The following is a 3,005-nucleotide window of genomic DNA, read 5'->3' as shown; positions in this document are numbered from 1 at the left end:
CTGCGCGTCGACCGCGCTGATGGCGCCGATATAGCCGCGCGGCATGTAGCCGAGCGCATCGACGCGGGCCCGCTTGCCCGGCAGGCCTTCCGCCAACGCGCGCTCGAGTGCGGCCGGCAGGTCGCTGCCCGACAGCTTGACGTTGCCGTGCGCGTCGCGCTCAAGCTGGTCCGGCGGCACCAGGCTTTCGACCAGTGCCTTGCCGTCGGCGGTGCTGACCCCTTCCGAAACGGCGACGATGCAGCGCTTGTGGCGATCGAGCGTGGCGCGGACGTCGTCGATGAAGCCGGCGGCCGAGAATGGGCGCTCGGGCACGTAGACGAGGTGCGGGCCGCTGTCGGGGTCGAGCTGCCAGGCAGCGGCAGCCGCGGTCAGGAAGCCGGCATGCCGGCCCATGACGATGCCGACATAGATGCCGGGCAGCGCACGAAAATCGAGATCGACCGACAGGAAGGCGCCGGCGACGAACTCGGCCGCCGAAATGAAGCCCGGCGTGTGGTCGTTTTCCTCGAGATCATTGTCGATGGTTTTTGGCGCATGGACGAAGGCAATTGAGCCGCCGGCGGCATCGGTCAGGATCTGCTGGGTACCCGACGTGTCGTTGCCGCCGATATAGATGAAGGCGTCGGCGCCGGCCTTCTTCAGGCCGTTGAGGATGACATCGCAATAGGCGGCGTCGGGCTTGTCGCGGGTCGAGCCGAGGGCGGCGCTCGGCGTGCCGGCAATCAGCCGCAGCCGGTCCTCGGGGATGGCGGAAAGGTCGACATAATTGCCGTCACGGATGCCGCGCACGCCATGGATTGAGCCCAGCACCTTGGCACCTGGATGCCGCTTGCGGATCTCCAGTGTCGCCCCGACAACCGTCTGGTTGATGACGGCGGTTGGGCCGCCGCCCTGCGCGATGACAAACGTTCCAGCCATGCTTGATTTCTCCCGGCGCGATGGTTTTCAAGGCACCTTGGCCTGTCTTGCCGCATCGCGCAACGGGAGTTTCGAGCGGCGCCAACACGCCGCATAAGCGTCAGACGACGACGACCGGATTTTTCTTGGAGACGCGGCTGTAGAGGTCGATGATGTCCTGGTTGATCAGGCGCACGCAGCCCGACGACATCGCCTGGCCGATGCTCCACCATTCGGGCGAGCCGTGGATGCGATAGCCGGTGTCCTTGCCGTCCTGGTAGATGTAGAGGGCACGCGCGCCGAGCGGATTGGTGAGGCCGCCGGGCTGTCCGGCTTGCCATTTCACCAGTTCAGGCTTGCGGGCAATCATCTCTGGCGGCGGCGTCCAGGTCGGCCATTCCCTGCCGTACTGGATGTTGGCGCGACCCGACCAGCGGAAGCCATCCTTGCCGATGCCGACGCCGTAGCGAATGGCGTCGCCACCCGGCTGGACGAGATAGAGCATGCGCTCCTTGAGATGGACGACGATGGTGCCGGGCGCCTCGCCTGTCGTGTCGACGACGATCTGGCGGCGGAATTCCGGCTTGACCTTCAGATATGGCACTTCCGGCACGTTGAAGCCGCCGTCGGTCAGCCCGGCATACATGACGCCGGGGCTGGTGATGTTCTTGTCGACGCTGATGCTTGGCCGGATCGGCCGCACGGAACCCGTGGTGACGTCGTCGAGCTCGAGCTCCGGCAGACCCAAGCCCGAGGTCGAGCAACCGGCGGCGCTCAGCAGCGCGAGCGCCCCTGCCCCGGACAGGATGGCGCGGCGGGAAAGATGATGATCGGTTTCGATTGCGTCGCCATTTCGCGGCGGCGTCAGACCTTGCGGCAACTCACGCATATACCCAGACCCTACGCTGTCGGCGGGAAGCACGGTCCGGCCGGATAGCGGGCATTTTCATCATTCATGGTTGATAAAGCGTGAAGACATTGCACAGCCTGCATTTGCGCATGGCCTTGACGATGTCCGACCTTCTTGCCTGGGCTTGAACGAAGGCTGCTGCACAAAGAGACCTCGGTCGGGCCGGCGTTTCCTACTCCTCAAACCATCAGCGAGGGGCCTCCATGTGCAAGATCTTAAAAACCGACATCAAGCTTTTTGCCGCTGCCATTGTCGCGGCGGCAACCGTTCTCGGTGCCAATGTCAGCCTGGCCGATATCGTGAGCACGCTGAGCGGCGCGAACTGACACCGATCTGCCGCTGGCGCAGTCAGGGAAATCGCCTCTTTACATTCTCCTGGGCCTAAGGATTTATCCTCTTCTTTAAGCTCAAGGGAGACGAGCATGTCCTTCGAAAACTGGGCCGCCTTCGCCGCCGCGTCGACGATCCTCCTCATCATTCCGGGTCCGACCATCCTTCTCGTCGTGTCCTACGCGCTGGGCCAGGGCTGGCGTACCGCTCTGCCGATGGCAATCGGCGTGGCGCTGGGCGACTTCACCGCGATGACCTTGTCGATGCTGGGTATCGGCGCGCTGCTGGCAGCTTCGGCTGGTGTCTTCACCATCCTGAAGCTGATCGGCGCCGGCTATCTGATCTATCTCGGCGTGAAACTGTTTCGCGCCGGCGGCGCGCTGAAAGCCGAACCGCGCACCGACGCGGTCTCCTCGGCCAAGATGATGGCGCACGCCTGGCTGGTCACCGCGCTCAACCCGAAAAGCATCACCTTCTTCGTCGCCTTTCTGCCGCAGTTCCTCGACCGGCACGCCGATTTCTGGACGCAGATGCTGATCTTCGAGACGACCTTCCTGGCGCTCGCCTTCGCCAATGCCTTTGGCTATGCGCTGATCGCCTCACGCGCACGCAACGTGGTGCGCAATCCCAAGGCGATCCGCATCTTCAACCGCACCGGCGGCACGCTGCTGGTCGGCGCCGGCATCGCCACGGTGGCGATGCGCTCCAGCAATTAGGCTCTCTGTCTGACCATGACCCCGAAACTGTTTTTCGGGATCATGGCCAGCCTTACCATTTGACGCTGAACCCCAGATTGCCTTCGAGGATCCGACGCTCGTCGCCGCCGAGATTGGTGGTGTAGTCGCCGGTGGCGAAGATGCTGACC

The 3,005-nt window shown here is 64.1% G+C and carries 4 protein-coding genes; 2 read left to right on the top strand and 2 right to left on the bottom strand.

The window, feature by feature from the left end; genetic code table 11:
* Both EN893_RS26530 and EN893_RS26525 read right to left on the bottom strand, forming a co-directional pair.
* The coding region (locus tag EN893_RS26530; protein WP_128361898.1) for a diphosphate--fructose-6-phosphate 1-phosphotransferase at nt 1-921 on the bottom strand (921 nt) is incomplete at its 3' end.
* A 100-nt stretch (nt 922-1,021) separates the two neighbouring features.
* Nucleotides 1,022-1,789: a L,D-transpeptidase gene (locus EN893_RS26525; RefSeq protein ID WP_127270201.1), complete on the bottom strand. Its 768-nt coding sequence runs from the start codon at nt 1,787-1,789 to the stop codon at nt 1,022-1,024.
* A gap of 224 nt (nt 1,790-2,013) precedes the next feature.
* On the opposite strand from EN893_RS26525, the gene EN893_RS39920 reads away from it, so the two are divergent.
* Nucleotides 2,014-2,136, top strand: coding sequence for a hypothetical protein (locus EN893_RS39920; RefSeq protein WP_127270199.1), 123 nt, complete (start codon nt 2,014-2,016; stop codon nt 2,134-2,136).
* A 96-nt stretch (nt 2,137-2,232) separates the two neighbouring features.
* Entirely contained in the window at nt 2,233-2,856 is a 624-nt protein-coding gene (locus EN893_RS26515) for a LysE family translocator (protein WP_127270197.1), read from the top strand.
* The last annotated feature ends 149 nt before the right edge of the window (nt 2,857-3,005 follow it).

The sequence above is a fragment of the Mesorhizobium sp. M7A.F.Ca.CA.004.04.2.1 genome (assembly GCF_004022825.1).
Classification (GTDB): Bacteria; Pseudomonadota; Alphaproteobacteria; order Rhizobiales; family Rhizobiaceae; genus Mesorhizobium.
Note: the sequence above shows the minus strand (reverse complement) of the source record. Positions and strands in the feature narration are given on the sequence as shown.